The sequence below is a fragment of the Methylobacterium haplocladii genome, assembly GCF_007992175.1.
GTDB lineage: Bacteria > Pseudomonadota > Alphaproteobacteria > Rhizobiales > Beijerinckiaceae > Methylobacterium > Methylobacterium haplocladii.
The window spans coordinates 38,761-59,391 of sequence record NZ_BJZT01000029.1; the positions used below are offsets into that span (position 1 = coordinate 38,761).

Annotated in this window: 19 protein-coding genes; 5 read left to right on the plus strand and 14 right to left on the minus strand. The window is 68.8% G+C overall.

Annotated features, from left to right (window positions below; genetic code table 11):
* Positions 1-17: 17 nt before the first annotated feature.
* Entirely contained in the window at positions 18-1,298 is a 1,281-nt protein-coding gene (locus MHA02_RS13555) for an acyltransferase family protein (RefSeq protein ID WP_170249220.1), read from the plus strand.
* Complete coding sequence (locus tag MHA02_RS13560; protein ID WP_147079489.1) at positions 1,295-2,458, plus strand: endo-1,4-beta-xylanase; 1,164 nt, start codon at positions 1,295-1,297, stop codon at positions 2,456-2,458. The genes MHA02_RS13555 and MHA02_RS13560 overlap by 4 nt, the downstream gene beginning before the upstream one ends.
* 10 nt (positions 2,459-2,468) lie before the next feature.
* Here MHA02_RS13560 and MHA02_RS13565 read toward each other — a convergent pair whose 3' ends face one another.
* The 9 genes from MHA02_RS13565 to MHA02_RS13605 form a co-directional block, all read right to left on the minus strand.
* Positions 2,469-2,765 (minus strand): hypothetical protein, encoded by a 297-nt coding sequence (locus MHA02_RS13565; RefSeq protein ID WP_147079491.1) that lies wholly within the window; start codon positions 2,763-2,765, stop codon positions 2,469-2,471.
* A 35-nt stretch (positions 2,766-2,800) separates the two neighbouring features.
* Positions 2,801-3,706 carry an outer membrane protein gene (locus MHA02_RS13570; RefSeq protein WP_147079493.1) on the minus strand — a complete coding sequence of 302 codons (906 nt, stop codon included), beginning with the start codon at positions 3,704-3,706 and terminating at the stop codon, positions 2,801-2,803.
* Positions 3,707-4,081: 375 nt separating this feature from the next.
* On the minus strand, positions 4,082-4,945 hold the full coding sequence (locus MHA02_RS13575) for an outer membrane protein (RefSeq protein WP_147079495.1): 864 nt from the start codon (positions 4,943-4,945) through the stop codon (positions 4,082-4,084).
* A gap of 228 nt (positions 4,946-5,173) precedes the next feature.
* Positions 5,174-6,517 (minus strand): phosphoglucosamine mutase, encoded by a 1,344-nt coding sequence (gene glmM / locus MHA02_RS13580; RefSeq protein ID WP_147079497.1) that lies wholly within the window; start codon positions 6,515-6,517, stop codon positions 5,174-5,176.
* Between the two features lie 239 nt (positions 6,518-6,756).
* Positions 6,757-8,685 carry an ATP-dependent zinc metalloprotease FtsH gene (gene ftsH, locus MHA02_RS13585; RefSeq protein ID WP_147079499.1) on the minus strand — a complete coding sequence of 643 codons (1,929 nt, stop codon included), beginning with the start codon at positions 8,683-8,685 and terminating at the stop codon, positions 6,757-6,759.
* A gap of 133 nt (positions 8,686-8,818) precedes the next feature.
* Positions 8,819-9,940, minus strand: a complete 1,122-nt coding sequence (gene tilS, locus MHA02_RS13590; protein ID WP_238180503.1) for a tRNA lysidine(34) synthetase TilS — start codon at positions 9,938-9,940, stop codon at positions 8,819-8,821.
* Positions 9,937-10,941 (minus strand): tol-pal system protein YbgF, encoded by a 1,005-nt coding sequence (ybgF, locus tag MHA02_RS13595; protein ID WP_147079501.1) that lies wholly within the window; start codon positions 10,939-10,941, stop codon positions 9,937-9,939. Before ybgF ends, tilS begins: the two co-directional genes overlap by 4 nt.
* 107 nt (positions 10,942-11,048) lie before the next feature.
* Complete coding sequence (gene pal, locus MHA02_RS13600; protein ID WP_147079503.1) at positions 11,049-11,552, minus strand: peptidoglycan-associated lipoprotein Pal; 504 nt, start codon at positions 11,550-11,552, stop codon at positions 11,049-11,051.
* A gap of 299 nt (positions 11,553-11,851) precedes the next feature.
* Positions 11,852-12,214, minus strand: coding sequence for an Hpt domain-containing protein (locus MHA02_RS13605; protein WP_147079505.1), 363 nt, complete (start codon positions 12,212-12,214; stop codon positions 11,852-11,854).
* Positions 12,215-12,319: 105 nt separating this feature from the next.
* Here MHA02_RS13605 and MHA02_RS13610 point away from each other — a divergent pair, with 105 nt between their 5' ends.
* Positions 12,320-12,718 (plus strand): response regulator, encoded by a 399-nt coding sequence (locus tag MHA02_RS13610; protein WP_147079507.1) that lies wholly within the window; start codon positions 12,320-12,322, stop codon positions 12,716-12,718.
* Here MHA02_RS13610 and MHA02_RS13615 read toward each other — a convergent pair.
* Complete coding sequence (locus MHA02_RS13615) at positions 12,701-13,639, minus strand: WcbI family polysaccharide biosynthesis putative acetyltransferase (protein ID WP_238180504.1); 939 nt, start codon at positions 13,637-13,639, stop codon at positions 12,701-12,703. The genes MHA02_RS13610 and MHA02_RS13615 overlap by 18 nt on opposite strands.
* Before the next feature lie 136 nt (positions 13,640-13,775).
* Between MHA02_RS13615 and MHA02_RS13620 the strand changes: the two genes are divergently transcribed.
* The gene (locus MHA02_RS13620) at positions 13,776-14,843 is read left to right on the plus strand and encodes a GSCFA domain-containing protein (protein WP_147079509.1); all 1,068 of its coding nucleotides are present in this window, start codon (positions 13,776-13,778) and stop codon (positions 14,841-14,843) included.
* A 210-nt stretch (positions 14,844-15,053) separates the two neighbouring features.
* On the opposite strand, the gene hemC is transcribed toward MHA02_RS13620, so the two are convergent.
* From hemC to flhA, 4 genes are all read right to left on the minus strand, one after another.
* Complete coding sequence (hemC, locus tag MHA02_RS13625) at positions 15,054-15,983, minus strand: hydroxymethylbilane synthase (RefSeq protein ID WP_147079510.1); 930 nt, start codon at positions 15,981-15,983, stop codon at positions 15,054-15,056.
* Between the two features lie 59 nt (positions 15,984-16,042).
* Complete coding sequence (locus MHA02_RS13630; RefSeq protein ID WP_147079512.1) at positions 16,043-16,342, minus strand: antibiotic biosynthesis monooxygenase family protein; 300 nt, start codon at positions 16,340-16,342, stop codon at positions 16,043-16,045.
* An 87-nt stretch (positions 16,343-16,429) separates the two neighbouring features.
* On the minus strand, positions 16,430-17,767 hold the full coding sequence (locus MHA02_RS13635; protein ID WP_147079514.1) for a type III PLP-dependent enzyme: 1,338 nt from the start codon (positions 17,765-17,767) through the stop codon (positions 16,430-16,432).
* A 260-nt stretch (positions 17,768-18,027) separates the two neighbouring features.
* A complete protein-coding gene (flhA, locus tag MHA02_RS13640) occupies positions 18,028-20,166 on the minus strand; it encodes a flagellar biosynthesis protein FlhA (protein ID WP_147079516.1) in 2,139 nt (712 codons plus the stop codon).
* Positions 20,167-20,310: 144 nt separating this feature from the next.
* Between flhA and MHA02_RS13645 the strand changes: the two genes are divergently transcribed.
* On the plus strand, positions 20,311-20,610 hold the full coding sequence (locus MHA02_RS13645; protein WP_147079518.1) for a hypothetical protein: 300 nt from the start codon (positions 20,311-20,313) through the stop codon (positions 20,608-20,610).
* Positions 20,611-20,631: the final 21 nt, after the last annotated feature.

Below are 20,631 nucleotides of genomic sequence, written 5' to 3' on the forward strand. Positions count from 1 at the left end.
CTCACCGGGACATGATGATGGGCCTCGCGAGACCTCTCGATACGGCGGCACCGGCGCCGGCCACGCCCGCGTCCGAGGCGCGTGCGCATCCGCCGACCACGCCGCTGCCCGTCCTGACGGCGTTGCGCTTCTTCGCGGCGTTCTACGTGCTGGTCTTCCACTACGACCGCTTCTTCTTCCCCGATGCGACGCGGAACACCGTGATCCTGCTCGGCCATACCGGCGTGACGTTCTTCTTCATCCTTTCGGGCTTCATCCTCGCCTACACCTACCACGCGGTCGATCTGGGAGACCGGTTGGCGCGCAGGCGCTACCTGTGGGCGCGCTTCGCCCGGGTCTATCCCGCCTTCCTGCTCTCGCTGGCGATCAGCCTGCCGTGGTTCGCCGCCTGGGTGCTCAAGACCGCGCCGCCGCTGAAATGGGCCATGGCCTCGGGGGCGGTGCTCGCGCCCCTCGGCCTCCATGCCTGGGTCCCGGGCGCCGCCTGCTCGTTGAACTGCGCGAGCTGGTCGATCTCGGTCGAGGTTTTCTTCTACCTGCTGTTTCCGTTGCTGCTGCCGCTGGTCCTCCGCAGACCCACGGAGTACGCGCTGGCGGCCTTAGGCCTCTGGGCGGTGTTCGGCGCCTTCTGCACCATGCTCTGGAACCGGTACGCGCCGGGCGTCTCGCTGATCGAGCCGGAGCCGGCCGGCACCGTTGCGGTGCTGCTCGCGCAGGGTATCAAGTACAATCCGCTGCTGCGCCTGCCCGAATTCATCGCCGGCCTCGTGCTGTTCGCGGGCTGGCAATGGATGCGGAGGCCTGCATCCGCGAATGGCGTCCCGCCCCGCGGTCGCGCCGGTCCGTTCCTGGCCGCCGCCGCTCTGGCGGCGCTCGTACTCGTCCTGATCGAACCCTACGTGCCGGCGCCGCTGATGCATAACGGCCTGACCGTGCTGGCCTGGGCTCCCCTCGTTCTGGCAGGCGCGGATCTGCGCGGCGGTTTTCTCGCCAGCGCTCCGCTGGTGTTCCTCGGAAGGATCTCCTTCGCCCTCTATCTCCTGCACATGCCGGCCTATGCCGTCGTGAACACCGTCGACCGCGCCCTGCATGGCGCGATCTCGGGCGTCTCGCCTTGGCTGGCGGCCGGAGCGGCGACCCTTCTGGCACTCGTCGCGGCGAGCCTCGTCCACCTCCTCGTCGAGGAGCCGGCCCGACGCCTGCTGCTGCGCGCGACGTTCGCACCGAGGCTGCCAGCGCTGTTCTCCCGATCCGCCACGCCCGGTATCCGGCCGTCCGCGAGTCCGGGCCGGCGATGACGGTGCGCGGCCCGAACCGCCGCGCGGTTCTCGCCGGCGGAGCGCTCGCATTCACCGGTGCCGCCACGGCTGCACCCTCCCCGCTCGGCTCCCCGTCTTGGGCGGGCGACGGGCTCCACGCCGCCGCCGCGGCCAAGGGGCTCGCCTACGGCACGGCGGTGCCGATCACGCGCTTCCGGCAGGATCCGCGCTGGCGCGAGCTCGCCGCCCGCGAATGCGGAATTCTGGTGTGCGAGAACGCGATGAAGTTCGTCGCCGTCGCGCCGAACCCGGCCACGCTCGACTTCGCGGCCGCCGACGAGACGCTCCGCTTCGCGCGCGGCAACGGCCAACGCATGCGGGGGCATTGCCTCGTCTGGCACGAGGGTCTGCCGCCCTGGGCGCTGGCCGCGCTCGCGAGTGGCAATCCCGCGCGGGCCGAGCTGACGATGCGGCAATGGATCGAAGCCGTGGTCCGGCGCTACCAGGGGTCTATCGCGGTCTGGGACGTGCTCAACGAGATCGTCTCGCCCGCCGACGGCCGTCCCGACGGCCTGCGCGCGACGCCCTGGCTGAAGGCCATCGGCCCCGGCTACGTCGACCTCGCCTTCCGCATCATGAAAGACGCCGATCCCGGCGCCGCTGCGCTCTGGAACGAGAACGATTGCGAGCATCGGGCGGATTGGATCGACGAACGCCGCACCGCGATCCTGAAGACGCTGGAGGGGCTGCTGCGACGTGGCGTGCCGATCGACCGCTTCGGCATCCAGGCACACCTCTTCACCACCCTGCCTTTCGCGGAGGCGGGTTTTCGGCGTTTCCTGCGCGAGATCGCCGAGATGGGGCTCGCGATCGAGATCACCGAGTTCGATGTCGACGACCGCGCCTTCCCTGCCGATATCGCGGCGCGCGACAGGGGCGTGGCCGACCTTGCGCGGCGCTTCCTCGACACGGCACTGGACGAGGCGGCCGTGCTCAACGTGGTGAGCTGGGACCTCTACGATCCCGATACCTGGCTGAACGCCTCGCCGGCCCGCAAGCGGCCGGACGGCCTGCCGCAGCGGGCCCTGCCCTTCGATGCGGGGTATCGGCGCAAGCCCCTCTGGCGGGCGATGCATGAGGCCTTCCGCGACGCGCCCGATCACCGGGCGGCGCGCGCGCGGCTCAGAGCCAAGGTCTGACCGGCGTGCCTCAGCGCCGCGGGAAGCGGCTCGGGGGCTCGTTGTAGAGCGGGGTCTCGGTGGTTCGCGGCAGGTACGCCTGGATCAGATCCACCGGCGGCCCGAATTGCGGCCCGCGCCGGCGCGGCGAGTGATAGCGCGGATCGCGGTAGCGGATCTCCGGCGGCAACGTCCGTGCGAAGGCGTGGCGGTGATCATCGCGGCTCTGTGCGAAGCCGGGGCCGCGCTCGCCATGGCCTTCCGCCCGAGCGGCCCCGGCGATGGCGAGGCTGGCCAGGATTGCGGCGACGGCGGGCTTCAGCGGCATGGGTTCGGTCCTGAGATCGGGGGCTGCCAGCGGGCTCAGAACTTGTAGGCGGCACCGCCGCGGACGGTGTTGATATTGATCTTGTGCCCGTCGAAGTCGTTTAGCAGCACGTACTGGTATTCGCCGCGCAGCAGGATGTTCGAGGTGATTGCGTATTCGAGGCCCGCACCGAGGGTGAAGCCGCCCACGACCTTGGTCTTGCGCGAGCCGTAGCTGTTCGCGGGGGCTGGTACACCTGCGCCCGGGTTTGTCGGGTCGAATGAGCTGTAACCGTACCGGCCGACATAGGCCGACTGAGAATTTGTGACGTTCGACTGGTAGGTGGTCCTGTCGTAGGCGTAGGCCTGGACGTCGACCGAGTCGCCGATCCGTGCCCGACCGATGGCGAGACCGCCGGTCACGAAGGGCAGGAAGCTGCCGATCGCATATCCAGCGCGTGCCCGGATGGTGCCCAGATCCTCGATCTTCGTGCGCGACGTGCCGGACAGGATCGCCGTGCTCTGGTAGCCGTCCGTCGTCACCTTGGTGCGCCCGATTGCGTCGGCGCTAACGCCTGCGATGTCGAAGCGTGAGTAATCGAACTCGATGCCGACGACGGCTTCGTCGAACTGCATATTGTAGCCGGCGAAAACGCCGTAACTGGTTCCGCCCTTTCGCACGTCGTGAGTGCTCAAGAGACTCGACGCGCTCATATCGCTCTCGATCACGGTGGCGCGCAGAGCATTTGCGACGATCGGCTGGAAGACGTTCTTGAACCCAAACGCGGAGGAGCTGTACCCGCCATGCCCACCGACGTAGCCGCCGCTCCAGTCGATGATCTGCGTCGTCACCGGCTCGTATTCCGGCCCACGCAGATAGTCGTAGTCGAGATCAGCGGCCTGGGCGGTGGAGAGGCAACCGAGCGTCGTGGCCGCCAGGAAACCGATGGTGAGGGTACGCATCGCAATCGTCCTTTGGGCAGCAAGACGGATCACCGTGCCTTGCCCATGAGATTGTCTTACTTGAGTAACCTTAATGGTCTGTTGCGGGATCGGTTTTCGCATTGGCCCGAAACGATGCCGGACTTGCCGAGGCCGTTTCCGAACGATCGCCTCGGAGCGTTTTCCGTCATTGCGAGCGCAGCGAAGCAACCCAGGGCCACACCCGTGAGGTCGGCAAATCGGCCCTCGGTTGCTTCACTGCGATTGCGATGACGAAGGTGGGGTCGATATCCCGGTTCCGCTGATATCGTTTCGATCGAATGCCGACGGCATCATGCAAGAAAACGGCGCGGATCCGATCCACGCCGTTTCGATTTTCGACGGAAAGTGCGTCGATCAGTACTTGGTGATGAGCGGGCCGGGCTCGTAGACGGGCGGCAGCGGGGCGGCGACGCCGCCGCCGAGGAGGTAGCGCAGGCCGATCTTGACGTCGTGCGAGGTGATCTCGCTGACCTTGTAGCTCGCGAAGGAGCAGGTCGGGTCGTTGACGCAGGTCACCGGGGCGGTCTTGGCGCTGCCCATGTTGAGGTAGCGGTAGCCGACGTCGACCTTGAAGTTCGGGGTCACGTCGTAGGTGATGCCGGCCTGGGCCGCCCAGGCGAGGCTGGTGGTGTTCTTGGTCGGCGCCGTGCCGAAGCCGCCCGCCGCAAATCCGGCGCCCTGGTCGGTGTAGCCGCTGATCTGGTTGAACGCCGCGCCGACGCCGCCGCCGATATACGGCGTGAGGCACCACCACGTGCCGAGATCGATGTAGCCGTTCGCCATGGTGACGATCGACCGGAACTTGCCGGAATTGACATCGATGCCGGTGCCGCCGTTGAGCGGGAAGCGCTCCGTGTAGTGGATGTTTCCACCACCGCGGTATTCGCCGGTGATGTCGCCGCGCAGGAAGCTGTTGAACTGGTAGCCGAAGCCGGCGCCGGCGAAGAACTGGTCGTCCATGCGCTGATCGGTGATCCGATAACCGGCCGGGAGGGCGGCACCGGTGACGCCGAGCGTCGTCGTGACCTTCTCGTACTGAGCAGCGCCGACGCCGACATCGCCGCGCAGGTACCAGCCGCCACCGACATCGATGGGCGGCGGAGGGGGCGGAGGCGGGGGCGGCGGAAGCAGGTCCGCAGCATGTGCGAGGCAGGGCGCTCCGACGCTCGCCAGGAGCGTGAGGGAGCGCGCCAAGGCGATAAGCTTGGAGCGGCCCATGGGATTTCCTTCACTCTTCGATATGTGCCGGAAACCGCGAAGGGCCGGCGAGGAGAACGAAGGCCATGATGCTGGGGGAAGGTTAAATCGCGCTTAACGTAAAAAATTAGCCTTGCCAAAGTGTTGATGTTTCGAGGATGCGACTTTCATCAAGTCATCGCCGACGTTGCACCGAAACGTCGGCGAGCGTGTGCAAAGGTCGCCGGCGAAGTTCGGGTCCGGCCCGCGTCAGGCGGCGGCGCGGGTGACCGCGTCGACCACCTCGTCCACGACCTCGTTGACGAGGGCGCGGTCGTCGCCCTCGGCCATCACGCGGATCACCGGCTCGGTGCCGGAGGGGCGGATGACGAGTCGGCCGGAATTGCCGAGTCGCGCCTCGGCGTGGGCGATGGCGGTGACGACCGAGTCCGCGCGCAGCGGCTCGCCGGAGCGGTAGCGCACGTTCTTCAGGATCTGCGGCAGCGGGTCGAAGCAGTGGCAGACCTCGCTCACAGGCCGCTCCTGGCGCTTGATCACGCTCAACAGTTGCAGCGCTGCGACGAGGCCGTCGCCGGTCGTGGCATAGTCCGACATGATGATGTGGCCGGATTGCTCGCCGCCGAGGTTGTAGCCGTGCTCGCGCATGTGCTCGAGCACGTAGCGATCGCCCACGGCGGTGCGCGCGAGGTTGAGCCCCAGGCCGCCGAGGAACCGCTCCAGGCCGAGATTGGACATGATGGTCGCCACCAGCCCCGGCTGCGTCAGCCGCTCATCTTCCTTCCAGGAGCGCGCGACGACGGCCATGAGCTGGTCGCCGTCGACCTTCTGGCCCTTCTCGTCGACGATGAGCACCCGGTCGGCGTCGCCGTCGAGGGCGATGCCGACATCGGCGCGCAGCTCTCGCACCTTGTTGATGAGAGCGTTCGGCGCCGTCGAGCCGACGTCGTCGTTGATGTTGAAGCCGTCGGGCTCGACGCCGATGGCGATGACCTCGGCGCCGAGCTCCCAAAGGGTCTCCGGCGCGACGCGATAGGCGGCGCCGTTGGCGCAGTCGACGACGACGCGCAGGCCCTCCAGCGTCACGTGGCGCGGCAGGGTGCGCTTGGCGAACTCGATGTAGCGGGCATGCACGCTCTCGATGCGCTTGGCGCGGCCGAGATCCCGGGCGCCGGCGAGATGCTTCGTCATCGCCCCGTCGATCAGCGCCTCGATCTCGTGCTCGACCTCGTCGGAGAGCTTGAAGCCGTCCGGGCCGAACAGCTTGATGCCGTTATCCTCGAACGGGTTGTGCGAGGCCGAAATCATCACGCCGAGATCGGCGCGCATGGAGCGGGTCAACATGGCGACGGCCGGCGTCGGCATCGGCCCGAGCAGCATCACGTCCATGCCGACCGAGGTGAAGCCGGCAACCAGCGCCGTCTCGATCATGTAGCCCGACAGGCGCGTGTCCTTGCCGATGACGACGCGGTGGCGATGGTCGCCGCGCATGAACGCCAAGCCGGCCGCCTGCCCGACCTTCAGCGCCAGTTCCGGCGTGATGACGACGTTGGCCCGTCCGCGGACGCCGTCCGTGCCGAAATACTTTCGCGACATCGCGGTCCCATTCCTGTCGTTCGGCTGCCCTAAGTCGTCCTTGTAGAGACGCGTGCTCGCGGACAGGCGGATGAATCGTGCCTTTTGCGGCGAGAATACCCGCGAAGATTGAAAAGGCCCTTGCGGACTAGGCCCCAAACCCAGCGATCGCGCGGCGTCGTTAGCACTTGCTTGCGCCCCCCGAACGGCACGAGCCCGCCGAAGGGCGGGCTCGTGGTCTCAAAGGTCGGGACCGATCTTCAGCCCTGCGGCTGGGGCGACGGCTCCAGCCCGCCATCGCTCTCCCGCGGCCGGCCGCGGCCGGCGGAGGGAACGGAGGAGCCGCGCGACGGCGTCGACGGGATGTCGCCGGAATCGCGCACGGGTGGCTCGCCCTTGATGAGCTTGCGGATCTCGTCGCCCGAGAGCGTCTCGTATTCGAGAAGCCCCTGGGCCAGGGCTTCGAGGTCGTCCTTCCTCTCAGACAGGATGCGACGGGCATCCTCGAGCCCCGTTTCGACGAGGCGGCGGACCTCCGCGTCGATCTTCTGGGCGGTCGATTCCGAGACCGTCTGCTGGCGGCCCATCGACATGCCGAGGAAGACCTCGTCGTTGTTGTCGCCATAGGCGACGGTGCCGAGTTCAGGGCTGAAGCCCCAGCGCGTGACCATCATCTTGGCCAGCCGCGTCGCCTGCTCGATGTCGGACTGGGCGCCGGAGGTGACCTTGTCCTTGCCGAAGATCATCTCCTCGGCGATGCGGCCGCCCATCATGATCGCGAGACGCGAGGTCATCTGCTCGAAGCTCATCGAGAGCTTGTCGCGCTCGGGGAGCTGCATGACCATGCCGAGGGCCCGGCCGCGCGGGATGATCGTCGCCTTGTGGACGGGGTCGGTCGCCGGCACGTTGAAGGCGACGATGGCGTGGCCGCCCTCGTGATAGGCGGTGAGCCGCTTCTCGTCCTCTGTCATGACCAGGGTGCGCCGCTCGGCGCCCATCATCACCTTGTCCTTGGCGTCCTCGAACTCGTGCATCGTGACGATGCGTTTTCCCCGGCGTGCGGCGAGGAGCGCCGATTCGTTGACGAGGTTCATCAGGTCGGCGCCCGAGAAGCCGGGGGTGCCGCGGGCGATGGTCTTGAGATCGACGTCAGGCGCCAGCGGCACCTTGCGGACGTGAACGCGCAGGATGCGCTCGCGTCCGGTGACGTCCGGGTTCGGCACCATGATCTGGCGGTCGAAGCGGCCGGGGCGCAGCAGCGCCGGGTCGAGCACGTCGGGGCGGTTCGTCGCCGCGATGATGATGACGCCTTCGTTCGCCTCGAAGCCGTCCATCTCGACGAGGAGCTGGTTCAGGGTCTGCTCGCGCTCGTCGTTGCCACCGCCGAGGCCGGCGCCACGATGGCGGCCGACGGCGTCGATCTCGTCGATGAAGATGATGCAGGGCGCGTTCTTCTTGGCCTGCTCGAACATGTCGCGCACGCGGCTGGCACCGACGCCGACGAACATCTCGACGAAGTCCGATCCGGAGATCGTGAAGAACGGGACGTTGGCTTCGCCGGCGACGGCGCGGGCGATCAGCGTCTTACCCGTGCCGGGCGGGCCGACGAGCAGCACGCCGCGCGGGATGCGCCCGCCGAGCCGCTGGAATTTCTGCGGGTCGCGCAGGAACTCGACGATCTCCTGCAGATCCTCTTTAGCCTCCTCGACGCCGGCGACGTCGTCGAAGCTGACGCGGCCGGAGGCCTCGGTCAGGAGCTTGGCCTTCGACTTGCCGAAGCCCATCGCCCTGCCCGCCCCGGACTGCATCTGGCGCGAGAGGAAGATCCAAGCACCGATGAAGACGAGGATCGGCAGCCAGCTGACGAGAAGCTGGATGAACCAGGGGGTGTTGTCGGACGGCGGGCGCGCCGTGATTTGCACGCCCTTGCCCTGGAGCTTGGTGACGAGCTGCGGGTCGTTCGGGGCATAGGTCGAGAAATTGCCACCGCCGACATAGGAGCCGCTGACGTCCTGGCCTGCGATCACCACCGACTGGATCTTGCCGGAATCGGCGTCGTTCAGGAGTTGGCTGTAGGAAATCTCGCTGCCGCCGCCCCGGTGACCCTGGCCCTGGAACAGGGTCACGAGCGCCAGTACGAGCAGGAAGATGACCACCCACAGGGCAAAATTGCGGAAGTTCGGGTTCATCGACCAATCATCCCAGGACGAGCGCTGCCGGCCGTCCGCTCCTGCCTCGCAGCGACTGCTCCAACCGGACACGACCCGATATTCGTTTCTCCCCAAGGAGATACGAACATGGTCGCCGTTCGGTGAAGGCCTGTCACTCCGGGCACGCTGGGCCAATGTAAGCGGCACCCTCTCCCTTGCCAAGTAAATCGGCAGGCCCTGCGACGCGGCTGCCGTGCAGGGTCCGCGCGGAGGCCCGCCGCGGCGGGGCCGGGGCCAGCACGACGGTGCCGTCCGGCGTGGTCTCGACCAAGACGCCGCGCAGCGTCCGGCGCAGCCGAAGGCCCTGCGCGAGGGCCGGCAGCAGGGCATCGAGGACGAGGCGTTCCAGCCGTTCGAGCCGGCGCGGCACCGCGCGCTGCGGGTCCGGCTGGATGGCCTCGATCGCAAGGTCGAGCACGCGCAGGGCCAGCGCTGCGGGCGCGGCCAGAAGCGCTCCTCCGTCGAGAGCGAAGGCACCCGGTGCCGCCGGCCGGCGGGCTGCGTCGAGCAGGTCTGCAGCGGCTTGCGAAAGCGCCGCTTCGTCGCGGGCGAGGCGCTCGGCGAGGCGCCTGAGCCGGTCCGGCGTCAGCCCCTCGGCGGCGAGGGCCGGCAGGAGACGGCGCAGCCTTGCCCGGGCGAAGCGGTCGTCGGCGTTCGAGGGGTCTCGTGCGAAGGGCAAGGCGCGCGTCTCGCAATAGGCGACGAGCATGGCCTTCGGCAGGTCGAGGAAGGGCCGCACGAGACGGATGCCGCCCGCAAGCGCTCGTTCGCGTCGCATCCCGGCGAGCCCCGCCGGGCCGCTTCCGGCGACGAGGCGCATCAGCACGGTCTCGGCCTGGTCGTCGGCGGTGTGCGCGGTAAGGACGATGCGAGCGCCGATCTCGGCAGCGTGGGCGGCCAGAAACCGGTACCGCGCGGCGCGGGCCGCCGCCTGGATGCCGCCGCGCGGCGGCGTTTCCCAGCGCAGGATGCGGTGCCGCAAGCCGAGTTGTTTGGCGCGTTCGCCGACAGCCTCGGCCTCGTGGGCAGATTCGGGCCGCAGGCCGTGATCGACGGTGGCGACCCAAAGCGCGATGTCGCTGCCCGCACAAGCCGCTGCATGCATCAGCGCCGTGGAGTCGGGGCCGCCGGAGACGGCGAGCAGTATGCCGCTGAGACAGGCCGGATCGGGGGTCAGGTAGGGGGCGAGGGCGCGGGCGAGCCTGTCGCCGCCGCCGTCGTCCCGGGAGGTCACGCCGCGCAGCGCGCGCGCTTCTGCTCGCGCTCCACGCCCTGGCGGACGGAGGCCGTCGCGCCCGGATACTTGCGTTCGATCTCGGCGAGGGTCGCGCAGGCCTGGGCCTTGGCGCCGAGCGCATTCAACGAGGTGCCGAGCTTCAGCATCGCCTCGGGTGCGACGGTCGAGCCCGCGAAGTCGGTCGACACCTTCAGGAACTGCTCGGCGGCCTCGCGGGAGCGGTTGCGCTGGAGATAGCTCTCGCCGAGCCAGTAGGTCGCCTTCGGCACCAGCTTGTCGCGGGGATGCGACTGGATGAACTGGCGCAGGCTCATCTCGGCCTGTTCGTATTGCCGGCTCTGCACGAGGGCGTAGGCCGTCTCGAAATCGCTCTTCGCATCACCGCTGCCGGTGGCGGCGATGCTGGTCGAGGGCTGCGGCTCGATGGCGCCGGTGGTCGGGACGGCGGGCGGCGGCGACAGGTCGACCGGCGCGCCGGGGCCGGCATCCGGGTCTTCGTCCGCGCCCTCGTAATCGACCGCGGCCGGGAGCTGGCGCGGGGCCGCGGCCTCGCGGGAGACCGGCGGGGGGGAGGCCACCGGCGGTGGGATCGCGAGCGGTGCCGAGGGCGCCGCCATGCCGATTTGGCGCGGTGCACCCGGAGCGCCGGGATTGTGCTCGGGATCGAAGGCGTCGCCGCGCTTGCCGGGGCGGCCGTCGCCGGGATTGGTGCCGGAGGCGCCGGGCGCGGCGGCAGGCGCGCGCTTGGCCGCCCCTCCCCCGCTACCCTTGCTTTCCTGCAGGCGGAATTCGACGTCCTCCTGGAACTTCCGCAGCTGCTCCTTGAGCTGGCGGTTCTCGTATTGGAGCTGCTCGATCTGCCCCGAGAGAGTGCGCGTGACGTTCTCGACGCGGTTGAGGCGCACCACGACGTCCGCCGCGTCCTGCGCGTGGGCCGGAAGCCCCGCGGAGACGAGGCCGATCGCGACGGAGGATGCGAGGAGCAGGCGACGGAGCATGGCGGAGGGCACCGGTCGGAAAACGTGCGCGCGGGATGCGGATCGCTCCCGCGCCGTAACAGAGACCCCGGTTCGCAGCAAAACGCGGGGGGCTGGCCGGACCGGTTCTACGAGCCGGCGCGGCCGCCGTCGAGGACGCTCACCGCGCGGCGGTTCTGCGACCAGCACGAGATGTCGTTGCAGACCGCCACCGGGCGCTCCTTGCCGTAGGAGACCGTGCGCATGCGGTTGGCGCCGATACCGCGCGAGGCGAGGTAGTCGTTGACCGTCTGTGCGCGGCGGGCGCCGAGGGAATAGTTGTACTCGCGGGTGCCGCGCTCGTCGGCATGGCCCTCGATCAGGAAGGTGTAGCGCGGGTAGCGCTGCAGCCAGGAGGCCTGCTTGTCGAGGGTGGCGGTGGCGGTGGGGGTCAGGTCCGTCGAGTCGGATTCGAAGAAGACGCGGTCGCCGACATTCACCACGAAGTCCTGGGCGCTGCCGGGGGTCGCCGCGCCGGCGCCGAAGGCAGAGGCGTCCGCGAGGTCCTTGTCGTTGGAGCAGGCTGCGACGCTGAGCGCCGCGCAGAGCGCGACCGCCAGGGGCAAGGCACGGAAGCGTGCGGGTTTCGACATGGTCTCGTCTCCTCGCGCGGTCGGATCTGATGCCGATCGCGCCAAAATTGCTTCGTCCGGTCCGTTTTACGGCCTCACGGTTAAGCGAAGGTTCGATCAACCTTGACGGTAGCTTTCCGTCTGCCCGTTCGGGGGCGAATGCGGTGCGCGCCCGCACCCGCCAGCGCGAAACGAGCACTTCGGCGGTCGACCGCTACGGCGCCGTGGTCTTCACGCCGCGATTGCGGCAGACGGGTGGTCGCAAGGGCCTCGACAGGGTGCCAACAGCTTGCTGTTGTAACGCAACAACAAGCTGCTGGTCAGGCGCTGCCGGCGCGCAGCTTCGCGATCACGGGCCGCGCCCGCGTGGCTTCGGCCTGTGCGGCCTGCAATGGCCCGGCGACGTCGCCGTTCTCGAGACAGGCCCGCTCCAGCGCCATACAGGCGCGCGACAAATCCGAGAAACCGAGGGTGCCGCTCACCGAGACGAGGGCGTGGGCGTCGGCACCGAGGCCGGCGGTGTCCGCCGTCGCCGTCTCCAGGCGCAGGACGATCTCCGCGTCGAGCCCGCCGAGCAGGTGCCCAAGCCGCTCCCGGCCGAACACATCCGCGAGGTCGGCCAATGTCTCGGGATCGCAGATTACCGTCTCCGCGCCGTCCAGGGCCTCGTTCTCGCCGCTCATCAACCGTTCCGCATCGTTCGAACCCTGTCCGTATTCGCAGCCCGTTTATCAAACATTAACCATTTCGGCAGCGTCATGCGGATTCCTGCAACTGGGTCGACACCGATGGCTCCCGCGCCGAGCGTCCTCATCGTCGAGGACAATTATCTCCTGCTCGAGATGCTCACCAGCCTGTGCGAACAGCAGGGCATCCGGGTGCTCGCCGCATCGAGCGGCGAGGCGGCGCTGACCATGCTGCGCCAGCGCGCCGACGAGATCGACTGGCTGTTCACCGACATCAGCCTGCCCGGCCTGATCGACGGCTGGGAGGTGGCGAGCGCCTATCGCGAGCGCCATCCGCGCCGCCCGGTGATCTATGCCTCGACAACCGCGCAGATCGCCCGGCGCTCGGTGCCGGGCAGCATCTTCGTGCACAAGCCCTTCCAGGTCCGCGAGATTCTCTCGCTCGCCCGCATGATGGCCAGCGCCGCCGGCCAGGACGAGCTTTTACGCGCCGCCGGCTGACGTGAAGAGCGCGCGGATCTCCGGGTCGCTGCGCCACGCCGTCACCCGAGCCGCGGTCAACCGCTCACGCGGCACGCGCGCATACACCGCAAAGCTTTCCGCGATGAAGGCCGGCAGGTCGAGCAGCCTCGGCGGCCCGCCCCTGACGGGTCTCGCCCGGAACAGGAACTCCGCGGGCACGCCGTAGCGCTCGGCGATCTCCGGGTAGACCGGCCACATCGACTCGTCGACCAGGGCGTCCGGCAGGTAGTCCTCCACCCTCAGGTCGAGCGGCCGCAGGGCCGCCTCCACGGCGAGGCGCCGGGCGATGTCGCCGAGAACCGGGAGCTTCGGATGGTTGGCATCGTGCATGAAGCAGCCGCGTCGCGACCACCGGGCGAGTTCCGGCTCCAGGCCGAACTGCATGTCGCGCGCCGACTTCAGCAGGTACGCGGCCCCCTCGTCCCAGGCCCGGTCGTAGCCGAGCCGTTCGAACACCGCACCGCTGTAGAGCCCGAGCGCCGCCTCGACGCTCAGGCCTTCCAGGAAGGCGCAGAGCGCGATCGCCGAATGCGACGGGCCGACCGGCCCCTGCACCAGCTTCGACAGCCGGAGTCCCGCCACGTCGCCGACATAGACGACGTCGGGGTGGAACGCCGGGAAGACGATGGTCGGGAACAGCCGCAGATGCGGCACCTGCTTCTGTAGCGCGAGCACGTTGCCGCCCGGCAGGAACCCGTCTGGGAAGAAGTGCGAAAAGACGTGGTCGGCGTCGCGTAGATGGCGCGCGAACCCGCCGAGATCGCGGAAGCGCCGCTTCAGATAGGCGATGGGCTGGGTCTCGACCCGCGCGTCCGGGAGCAGCAGGCGCAACGCCTGCGCCGTGCCCACGGCCTGGCAATTGCCGATGACGACGATCCGCGGCCCGTGCCTCTCCGTCACGGACGGACGGGAGCGCCACGGTGTCGCCCAGGATGGAATCGAGAAGGTCAGGGCGTAAAGCGCGCCGGGCTGGTCCGGGTCCGGGCAAGGGCGCCGACGGGCCTGCTGCCGTTGCGGATGAGGAGACGGGTCGATCGTGGCGACGAACCCCTACAGCGATCTACCGGCCGAGCGATTCTGGCGCAAGGCCGTGGTCAACCTGCCGCCCTTCGCAGTCGATCCGCGGCCGAAGGCGGCCTTCACCATCGGTGTGAACGACCGCGTCGCCACGGGCGGCTCCTGCTTCGCCCAGCGCGTGGCCGAGGCCCTGCGCGAGGCCGGCTTCAACTACTACGTCACCGAGACCGCCCCCGAGGGCACGCTCCGTACCGAGGCCGAGGCACGCCAGTTCGGCACCTTCTCGGCTCGCTACGGCAATCTCTACTACACGCGCCAATTCGTGCAGCTCTTCGACCGTGCCTACGGCCGCTTCGATCCCGAGCTCAAGTCCTGGCAGCGCGAGGATGGGCGCTACGTCGATCCGTTCCGCCCGACGATCGAGCCGGGCGGCTTCGCCAGCGAAGAGGAGGTCATCGCGGCGCGCGACACACACTTCGCCCAGGTGCGCCACCTGTTCGAGACCCTCGACGTGTTCGTGCTGACGCTCGGCCTCACCGAGGGCTGGCGTTGGCGGGCCGATGGAGCCGCCCTGCCCCTGGCCCCGGGCGTCGCCGGCGGGAGCTTCGATCCCTCGCTCTACACCTGCGTCAACGCGGGTGCGGCCGAGGTGCTCGGCGACCTGCGCGGCTTCCTGGAGCGGCTGCGCAGCGTCAATCCGGGCGCCCGGGTGATCTTCACGGTCTCGCCGGTTCCGATGATCGCCACCTACATGGACCGCCACGTGATGGAATCGAACAGCTACTCGAAGTCCGTCCTGCGGGTCGCGGCGGGCGAGGTCTGCGATGGCTCGGACCCGAACGCGGTCTACTTCCCCGCCTACGACGTGGTGACCAGCAACGTGAATGCCGGGCGCTATTACAACGACGACCAGCGCACCATCAACGATGCCGGCGTGCGCCACGTGATGCGCTCGTTCCTCGCCACCTTCGCCCCCGATCGCACCGGCGCAGCCGCCCGCCCCGCGGCGTATGCGACGCAGGCCGAGTTCGTAGGTGTGTCGGGCGTGATCTGCGACGAGGAGGAGATCGAGCGCAGCGTGGCGTGAGCGCATTTAGGTAAAATTGGCAGGCACTTCGCCCCTCATGCTGAGGTGCCGCGTCAGCGGCCTCGAAGCACTGCCGCCACTCGTCCCACCCGCCCGCACCGCCTCCGGGATATGTCGCTGGGTCCTTCGAGGCTGCTACGCAGCACCTCAGGATGAGGGCCGCCGAGGGTGCGGGCTGCCGCAATGCCGATCGGCACTCGACCAGCACCCTTACTGCAGATGCTTGAAATACGTGTCGCCCGCCGCGCGCTTGAGCTCGGCCCCGGCATCCTGGCCGATCGCCGCCGCGTCGCTGGCTGCGCCCTCGCGCGTCACTCCCCAATGCCGGCTGCCGTCGGGCAGGAAGAGCAGGCCGTCGAGGGTGAGCCGGTCGCCTTCGATCCGCGCCAGCGCCGCGATCGGCGTGCGGCAGGAGCCGTCGAGTTCGGCGAGAAGGCCGCGTTCCGCGTCGAGGGCCGTGGTGGTCCTAGCGCAGGCGATGGGAGCCAGCAGCGCACGGACGGCATCGTCGCCGATCCGCGTCTCGATGCCGAGCGCGCCCTGCGCCACCGCCGGCAGCATTTCGTCCACGCCAAGCACGCTCCGGGCGACGTCTTCCATGCCGAGGCGCTGAAGGCCGGCGAGCGCCAGCAGCGTCGCGTCGCACTCGCCCGCTTCGAGCTTGCGCATCCGGGTGTTGGCGTTGCCGCGCAGGGGCACGATCTTGAGGTCGGGCCGGCGCATCAGCACCTGCGCGGCGCGGCGCAGCGAGGAGGTGCCGATCCGCGAACCCGCTTTCAGATCGGCGAACCCGTCGGCGCCGTTGGCGGAGAGGAAGGCGTCGCGCGGGTCGTCGCGCTCCAGGATGCAGGCGATGGCGAGGCCGTCCGGCAGCCAGGTCTCGACGTCCTTCATCGAGTGGACGGCCACATCCACCTCGTCGGCGAACAATGCCTGCTCCAGCTCCTTCGTGAACAGGCCCTTGCCGCCGATCTCGGAGAGCGGCCGGTCGAGGATCCGGTCGGCCACCGTCGAGACGACGACGATCTCGGTCTCCAGCCCCGGATTGGCCGCGACGATCTTGTCGCGGACCATGCCGGTCTGGGCAAGCGCCATCGGGCTGCCGCGGGTGCCGATTCGGAGGGGACGTGACAGGCTCATGAAGAGCGTCGTAGCCGACGCGGCCGCGGGCTGTCACGCCTCTGTACCCGGTTGCTCACTCAGAAAGCCTCGAGCACCAGTTCCGTATGCTCCACCTGCGGCGGCCCCTCGAAATACGGGGAGACCAGGGCGCGGTAGTCCTTCCAGGGTTGCGAGCCGGTGAAATCCTGGGTGTGGGCCTCCAGGGTCTCCCACTCGATCAGCAGCCGGTAACGCTGCGGCTTCTCGATGGAGCGACGGAGCTGGAAGCTGCGGCAGCCGGCTGCGGCCTTGAACAGCGCCGAGGCCGTCGTAATGCCGGCCTCGAACGCGGCCTCCGAGCCGACTTTCACGTCGATCTGCGCGATTTCGAGGATCATGATCGGCGTTGGTCCCTGCTGCTCGTCCGGACGGCGGTCATAGCGCCTCGGCCGCCTTCATCACAGCCGATCCTCTCGGCTCTGAGCTCATCGTCCCGTACCGGCCCCCATCCCTGGTAGCGCCATCGGAACGTCGAAGCTTCCGCGCGGGCGGATCTCGGTGACCTTCCCCCCATCCACCATGACCTCCGCCGGCGTCGGATGGCTGAGGAAGCCGACTGGGCTCGCCGTCAGCCCGTAGGCGCCGGATTGCAGGATCGCGATCAGCTCGCCGGCCTGGCAGTCGGGAAGCGCCGCCTGTCGCGCGAGGGTGTCGAGCGGCGTGCAGAGTGGGCCGACGACGGTGCAGAGCGCGGTCTCGCGGCCGCGCGGCGTGGCGGCGACGATGGGATAGTCGCGCTTGATCACCTGTCCGAGATTGCCCGAGGCGGCGAGGTGGTGATGCATGCCGCCGTCGAGCACGAGGAAGCGCGTGCCCCGCGAGACCTTGGAGGCCAGCACCTGCGCCACGTAGAGCCCGGCCGGGCCGACGAGGAAGCGACCGGGCTCGATCACGATCGCGGCGTCGCGGATCAACGGCTCGTCGCGCACGACCGCGACGAGGTCGCCGACGCGTTCTTTCAGCCGCGCGAGGTCGAGCGCCGTCTCGCTCGAAAAATAGGGGATGCCGAGGCCGCCGCCGAGGTCGATCGTCTCCAGCGGCCGGCCGAGATGCCGTGCCGCCCGCGCCGCCAGCCGCAGGCCGTGGAGCCACTGGCCGGCGAGCACGTCCGCGTCGAGGATCTGGGTGCCGGCGAAGAGGTGGATGCCGGTGAGGCGGAGCGCCGGCTGCGCCGTCACCGTGTCGATGACGGTTTCGAGCTCCTCCTCGTCGAAGCCGAAGGGCGACGGCTTTCCGCCCATCCGCATCGCACCGCCTTGAGCCGCGGCCGAGGGGTTGATGCGCACGGCGACCGATACCGGCCGGCCGAGCGCCGCGCCGATCGCGGCGACGCGCGCAATCTCCTCGGCGCATTCGAGATGGATCTCGCCGATACCGTGCTCGATCACGTAGGCGAGCTCGTCCGGGCGCTTGCCGGGGCCGGCAAAGAGAATGCGCTCCGGTGTGGCGCCCGCCGCACGCGCCGCGATGTATTCGGCCGCCGAGGCGATCTCGATCCCTGCCCCCTCCCCCACGAAAACGCGGGCGACGGCCGGGTTCGGGTTGGCCTTGATCGAGTAGTAGATGCCGGCGAAACCCGCGACGGCCTCGCTCAGCGCGCGGTAGCTCTCACGCATGCGCTCGGCATCGTAGACGTAGAGCGGCGTGCCGTGGCGCTCGGCCAGCGTCGTGAGCGACACGCCGCCAACCGCGAGTTCTCCGTCCGACCAGCCAAACGCGGCGGCGAGCCGTTCGGCCGGTGTGCTGCCCTCGGGCTGCGGCATTCACGATCCTGTCAGGCGGAGTCGGCTAAGCCCGTCACGCCGGAATAGCAGACGAAGCCGCCCGCCTCCACGGCGGCATCGTACGCGTGAAACCCGCCGTGCAACCAACCTTGAGTATACGCGTTTAAAGTCAAGCTTAGCGTGGCCTTGCGCCCTGGATCTTCCCCATGACACTCCTCACCCTTCTCGTCCTCGGCAACCTCGCCCTCGCCGGCGCCTTCTCCTGCGTCGCCCTGCTGGCAGATTGAGCGGCGGGTCGCTCAGACCGATCCCACCGTCCGCAGCCGCGCGCGCGAATGGATCTCCGCCTGACTCATCACCGGGGTCTCGCGCCGGAAGCGCTCGATGATCGAGCGTACGAACGGCCGTGACTGGACGGACGTGACGAGGACCGGCATCTCGCCCATGCGGGCAGCCTGCTCGAAGCGGTCGCGGACCATGTTGACGAAGTCCGAGAGCTTCGACGGCTGCATGGCGAGATAGCGCTCCTCGCGCTCGCCCACGATCGATTCCATGAAGGCCTGCTCCCAGGCGGGCGACAGGGTGATGATCGGCAGCGTGCCGTCCGGCCCCTGGTACTGCGCGCAGATCTGGCGGCCGAGCCGCGCGCGAACGTGCTCGACGATGTCTCGCGGATTCTTCACGTGGCCGGCGACCTCGGCGATGCCCTCGACGATGGCGCCGAGATCGCGGATCGAGACCCGCTCGGCGAGCAGCAATTGCAGCACGCGCTGGATGCCGGTGGTGGCGATCTGTGCCGGCACGACCTCTTTCACGAGTTCGCCGTGCTCCTTGGAGAGCTCGCGCATCAGCTTCTGGACCTCGACATGGTTCAGGAGCTCCGAGACATGCGCCTTGATGGTCTCGGTGAGGTGCGTCGAGATCACGGTGGCCGCATCGACCACGGTGTAGCCCTTGAGCTGAGCCTGATCGCGCAAGGACGCATCGATCCAGGTCGCCGGCAGGCCGAAGGTCGGCTCCACCATGTGCTGGCCCGGCAGCTGGACCTGGCCGCCCATCGGGTCCATCGCCATGAACTGACCCGGAAAGACCTGTCCCGCCCCGGCCTCGATCTCCTTCACGCGCACGACGTAGGCGTTGGCCTCCAGCGCCACGTTGTCGAGGATGCGCACCGAGGGCATCACGAAGCCGAGTTCGGCCGCGAGCTGGCGACGGAGCGCCTTGATCTGGTCGGTGAGCCGGTCCTGCCCTTCGCCGTTGACCAGCGCCAGGAGCGCGTAGCCCATCTCCAGCTTGAGGTCGTCGAGCTTGAGCAGGTCGGTGACTGTTTCCTCGGCCGGCGCAGCGCCGGCGGCGGGCGCCGGCGAGCCGTCGGCCTGCACGGGGGGCGCCTCGCGGGCAGTCTTGGCGAACTTCCAGGCGGCGTAGCCGGCGGCGCCACCGAGGAGGGCGAAGGGGATCAGCGGCATGCCGGGCAGGAGCGCGATCAGGCCCATGACGCCGGCCGACATGCCGAGTGCCTTCGGGTAGTTCGCGAGCTGCTTGCCGAGCGCCTTGTCGGCCGAGCCCTTCACGCCCGCCTTCGAGACGAGGATGCCGGCCGCCGTCGAGACGATCAGGGCCGGCACCTGGGATGCGAGACCGTCGCCGATGGTCAGCAGCGTGTAGGTCTTGGCCGCCTCGCCGAACGCCATGTTCTGCTGCGCGACGCCGATGATGATGCCGCCGACGACGTTGATGCCGGTGATGAGGAGCGCTGCGATCGCGTCGCCGCGCACGAATTTCGAGGCGCCGTCCATGGCGCCGAAGAACGAGGATTCCTCCTCCAGCGCCGAGCGTCGGGCCTTGGCCGCCTTCTCGTCGATGAGGCCGGCGGAGAGGTCGGCGTCGATCGCCATCTGCTTGCCGGGCATGGCGTCGAGGGTGAAGCGGGCCGCGACCTCGGCGATCCGGCCCGAGCCCTTGGTGATGACCACGAAGTTCACGATGATCAGGATCGCGAACACGATGATCCCGATCACGAAGTTGCCGCCCATCACGAAGTGCCCGAAGGCCTCGATGACGTGGCCCGCCGCCGCCGTACCTTCGTGGCCGTGGCCGAGGATCAGCCGGGTCGAGGCGAGGTTCAGCGCGAGCCGCAGCAGGGTCGCGACGAGCAGCAGCGTCGGAAAGACCGTGAATTCGAGCGGGTTGTCGATGAACAGGCCCGTCATCATGATCAGCACGGACATGATGATCGACACGGCCAGCAGCATGTCGAGCAGCATCGCCGGCAGCGGGAAGATCAGCACCGTCAGGATGCCCATCACCGCGGTGGCGAAGAACAGGTCGGTGCGCCGGCCGAGCGCCTGCCAGTTCGCGCGGGTGGGCATGGCGAAGCCGCCGAAGGCGGAAGCACCGCTCCCGGCGCCGGGGGCGGCGCTGGCGATCTCGCTCATGAACGGACGTTCCCTGCCGCAGCGGATGCGGACCCGGCAAGATTTGCCGGGCTCTTGGTTAGCGGCGCGTTAACGCCGGCGCCGGAACCATGGGGAGGCCGGCTGCTTGAGGGGTGGTAGGCTCCGCTCCACTCGAAGATCGTCATGCGCACCCCGCTCGCTCTCGCCGTCCTGTTGTCGCTCCTCGCCCCGGCCTTCGCCGACAGCGGCGTCGATCCGCATGGGCTGAAGCCGCATGAAAAGGGCGCCGTTGGCGAACCGTTGGAGCCCGGCTCCAACAGCTTCACCGAGGCGCAGGTGCGGGAGAAGTTCGGCAAGATGGGGTTTGGCGAGGTCACCGAGTTGAAGAAGGACGATCGTGGCATCTGGCACGGCAAGGCCGTACACGCCGGAAAGACGCTCTCGATCGGCATGGACTTCAAGGGCAACGTCGCCGCCGAGTGACGCCGCCGACACGAACGCAAA